6 protein-coding genes are annotated in these 4,059 nt (G+C 60.1%); 5 read left to right on the forward strand and 1 reads right to left on the reverse strand.

The window, feature by feature from the left end:
- Positions 1 to 74 precede the first annotated feature (74 nt).
- Positions 75 to 983, reverse strand: a complete 909-nt coding sequence (gene prmB, locus ACW9I6_RS31175) for a 50S ribosomal protein L3 N(5)-glutamine methyltransferase (protein WP_003213129.1) — start codon at positions 981 to 983, stop codon at positions 75 to 77.
- A gap of 240 nt (positions 984 to 1,223) precedes the next feature.
- Here prmB and ACW9I6_RS31180 point away from each other — a divergent pair, with 240 nt between their 5' ends.
- The 5 genes from ACW9I6_RS31180 (at position 1,224) to ACW9I6_RS31200 (ending at position 3,997) form a co-directional block, all read left to right on the forward strand.
- Positions 1,224 to 1,814 carry a cysteine hydrolase family protein gene (locus ACW9I6_RS31180; protein ID WP_008433198.1) on the forward strand — a complete coding sequence of 197 codons (591 nt, stop codon included), beginning with the start codon at positions 1,224 to 1,226 and terminating at the stop codon, positions 1,812 to 1,814.
- A 130-nt stretch (positions 1,815 to 1,944) separates the two neighbouring features.
- Entirely contained in the window at positions 1,945 to 2,265 is a 321-nt protein-coding gene (locus ACW9I6_RS31185; RefSeq protein WP_003213133.1) for a hypothetical protein, read from the forward strand.
- Between the two features lie 75 nt (positions 2,266 to 2,340).
- Complete coding sequence (locus ACW9I6_RS31190) at positions 2,341 to 2,898, forward strand: Smr/MutS family protein (protein WP_003213135.1); 558 nt, start codon at positions 2,341 to 2,343, stop codon at positions 2,896 to 2,898.
- Positions 2,899 to 2,977: 79 nt separating this feature from the next.
- Positions 2,978 to 3,523 (forward strand): GTP cyclohydrolase I FolE, encoded by a 546-nt coding sequence (gene folE / locus ACW9I6_RS31195; protein WP_003204506.1) that lies wholly within the window; start codon positions 2,978 to 2,980, stop codon positions 3,521 to 3,523.
- Positions 3,524 to 3,625: 102 nt separating this feature from the next.
- Complete coding sequence (locus ACW9I6_RS31200; RefSeq protein WP_063031984.1) at positions 3,626 to 3,997, forward strand: glutathione S-transferase N-terminal domain-containing protein; 372 nt, start codon at positions 3,626 to 3,628, stop codon at positions 3,995 to 3,997.
- Positions 3,998 to 4,059: the final 62 nt, after the last annotated feature.

Genomic DNA, 4,059 nt, shown 5'->3' on the forward strand with positions numbered 1-4,059 from the left:
GATATCTTGACTGAGCCACCGCATTCGCGAGCAAGCCCGCTCCCACACTGACCGCGTTACCCACTTGGAAGCGGTTAAACCCTGGCGGCAAACACCGCCTGATGCGCCCGGCACTGCTCGGCCGTCAACATGAACACGCCATGCCCGCCGCGCTGGAACTCCAGCCAGGCGAAGTCCACTTCGGGGTACAACGCCTCGACGTGAACCTGGCTGTTGCCCACTTCGACAATCAGCAAGCCCTTCTCAGTCAAGTGATCTGCCGCCTCGGCCAGCATCCGCCGAACCAGGTTCAAGCCGTCGTCACCACAGGCCAGGCCCAGCTCCGGCTCGTGCTGGTATTCATCCGGCATGTCGGCAAAGTCTTCGGCGTCGACATACGGCGGGTTGGACACGATCAGGTCAAAACGCTGGCCCGGCAAACCATCAAAGCCGTCGCCCTGAACGGTATACACGCGCTCATCGACGCCATGGCGCTCGATGTTCTGGTTGGCCACCTCCAGCGCTTCGAAGGACAGGTCGCCCAGTACCACTTCGGCGTCCTGGAACTCGTAGGCGCAGGCAATACCGATGCAACCGGAACCGGTGCACAGGTCCAGAATGCGTGCCGGCGGTGTGCCCAGCCACGGTTCGAAGCGGTTTTCGATCAGTTCGCCAATCGGTGAGCGGGGAATCAATACACGCTCATCAACGATAAACGACATGCCGCAGAACCAGGCTTCCTTCAACAGGTAAGCGGTCGGCACACGCTCGTGGATACGGCGGTGCAGCAACCGTTGCACGTGGGAGATTTCCTCTTCTTCCAGGTTGCAATCCAGGTAACTGTCGGCAATTTCCCATGGCAGGTGCAAGGCGCCGAGCACCAGTTGCCGGGCTTCGTCCCAGGCGTTGTCGGTGCCATGGCCAAAAAACAGGTCTTCCCCATGGAAACGGCTGACGGCCCATCGGATGTGGTCGCGCAAGGTGCGCAGGCGGGAAGTGATCACGGGGGCAAGCTCCTGGAAAAAACGACCGGCGATTCTAACAGTCTTAAGCTGTACCGACGATGTACGAAAAAACCCTTTGCCGCACGTCGGATTTCATCTTAAACGTGGTTTTTGCCTAAACGTAGTGCCCTATTGACATCGCTGCACGCCAACAACGGCGTACCTTACGATGGTAGCGATTCACAGAAGCGCTCAGCCAGAGGACAATGTCACAAAAGCCCCACTCACAGGAGCCCCAGAATGTCCGTTCCAAAGACGATGTTTCAACTCAGCGGTCGTGGTTACGCAGCGGCGAACCTGAACCATGCGACCCTCGTGATCATCGACGCCCAGAAGGAATACCTCAGTGGTCCCCTCGCCCTCTCGGGCATGGACGCTGCTGTCGAAAATATCAAGCAACTGGCGGCTGCCGCGCGCAACGCCGGGCGCCCGATCGTGCATGTGCGCCACCTGGGCACTGTCGGCGGGTTGTTTGACCCTCAGGGCGAGCGCGGTGAGTTCATTCCTGGCCTTGAGCCACAGGCCGACGAAACCATCATCGGCAAGCTGCTGCCCAGCGCCTTCCACGGCACCGGCCTGGAGAAACACCTGCAAGACCTCGGTTCCCTGGACCTGATCGTCTGCGGCTTCATGAGCCACTCCAGCGTCAGCACCACGGTGCGTGCGGCAAAAAACCTGGGCTTTCGCTGCACCCTGGTGGAAGACGCCTGCGCCACCCGCGACCTGCCTTACAAGGGCGGCATCCTCAGCGCCGACCATGTGCAGCAGACTGAAATGGCCATCATGGCTGACAACTTCGCCACCCTCGCCTTGACCAAAGATCTGATCTGATCGACCTTCGATGAGCGGGTAGCCGCCCGCTCATCCGCAAATACCTGTCATTTGCTGCAATTGCCTCTGTACCCGGAACAACCTGTGTATCTTCCGGTCGAAGGGCCGATACCCTGGAGGAAAGGTCGGAATGAAGATATCCGATGGTTTTGATGCTCGTCGCTTGCGCCCCAAGGGCCCGAGCAACTGGCGTCTGCGCATCGGCGCCGGCTTTGCCGCGCTGTTGGCGATAGGTGGCGTACTACTGGCAATTGCTGGCGGCGCTGGTTTGGTTGGACACTCACCGGCCCTGGGCGAGCTGAATGCCAGCCCTGGCGGTTCTGCAATACTCTTGGTCATCGGCCTGCTGGTGCTGTGGTTCGGCGTATGGCTGTGGCGCCGTTGCCGTCGGCGCATGCGCCAACCGCTGTCACTGAACATCGCTTCGCACCTGATGAAAAAGCACGACTGATGGCGTACAGATAGCGTTTGTTGCGCATCAAGCCGCCGCGATTAGGTAAACTGCCCGCCCTTCGCGGAGGCTGACATGCAAGACGACGATTTTTCCCTATTCAAGAACGAGCTGCGCGGCGTCAAGCCGATCAAGCATGATCGCGCCGACACCGGCAAACCCAAGACCGATCGCGCCCAGATCGCCAAGCTGCGCCAGGCCGCGACCGTGCGCACGGACGCCACCACCGTGGACGGCCTGTCGGATCAATTCGTTATCGATGTAGGTCCCGAAGACGAGTTGATGTGGGCCCGCGACGGCGTGCAGGAAAGCCAGATGCGCAAGCTCAAGGTCGGCCAGATCCCGTTCGAGGGTAGTCTCGACCTGCACGGCATGACCGTCGAAAAAGCCCGCGAAACCCTCTGGGCGTTCCTCGCCGAAGCCACCAAATTCGAAATCCGCTGCGTGCGCGTCACCCACGGCAAGGCCGTGCGCCTGGACGGCAAGCGGCCGATGATCAAAAGCCACGTCAACACCTGGTTGCGCCAGCACTCCCAGGTGCTGGGTTTTACCTCATGCCAGCCACGTCACGGCGGCGCTGGGGCGGTGTATGTGATGCTCAAGCGCACCATGATGGAAGGCCGCGACGAGTAACAAGTGCCATCGTCAGGCTTGCAGCGATGTGTTGGCCGCCGTACCCTTGCCCTTTGCGAAAATCCCACTAGGTAGTTTCATGTCCCTGGAACAGAATTACACCGCGATTCTCGGCCAACTCGGCGAGGACGTTTCCCGCGAGGGCCTGCTCGACACGCCAAAACGTGCCGCCAAGGCCATGCAGTATCTCTGCCGCGGTTATGAACAGACCCTCGAAGAAGTCACCAACGGTGCCTTGTTCAGCTCTGACAACAGCGAAATGGTGCTGGTCAAGGACATCGAGTTGTACTCGCTGTGCGAACACCACCTGCTGCCGTTCATCGGCAAGGCTCACGTCGCGTATATCCCGAGCGGCAAAGTGCTGGGCCTGTCGAAGGTCGCGCGTATCGTCGATATGTATGCCCGCCGCCTGCAGATCCAGGAAAACCTCAGCCGCCAGATCGCCGATGCGGTCCAGCAGGTCACCGGCGCCCTGGGCGTTGCAGTGGTGATCGAGGCCAAGCACATGTGCATGATGATGCGCGGTGTGGAGAAGCAGAATTCGTCGATGATCACGTCGGTGATGCTGGGTGAGTTCCGCGAAAACGCGGCGACCCGCAGCGAGTTTCTCAGCCTGATCAAGTAATACGCGGCACCTGGAAAAACCGGCGTTCATCGCCGGTTTTTTTTCGCCTGTGAAAAATCAGGTAGCTGCGCCCCCTTAAGTCTAGGGCAAGAGGTTTCAGCCATGTTCGTCAAAGCACTTCGAGTGGGCCTCGGCCACGTCATCATCGCCGGCGACTTCCTGACCCGTCCGCGCAAAAAGCAGCGCCCTGCCGAACAACAGGCGCAGGTGAACGCAGCGGCCAAGGACCTGACCCTGTATCAATTCCACGCCTGCCCGTTCTGCGTGAAGACCCGCCGCACCCTGCACCGCCTGAACGTGCCGGTGGCCTTGAAGGATGCGAAGAACAACGAGCAGGACCGCCAGACCCTGCTGGAGCAAGGCGGCAAGATCAAGGTGCCATGCCTGCGCATCGAAGAGAACGGCCAGACCACCTGGATGTACGACTCCAAGGTGATCATCGATTACCTCGACAAGCGATTTGCGGCGGTCTGACAAACAGCGAAGATCCAGTGTGGGAGCGGGCTTGCTCGCGAAGGCGGAGTATCAGCCACAGA

The organism is Pseudomonas sp. SDO5522_S412, assembly GCF_054071215.1.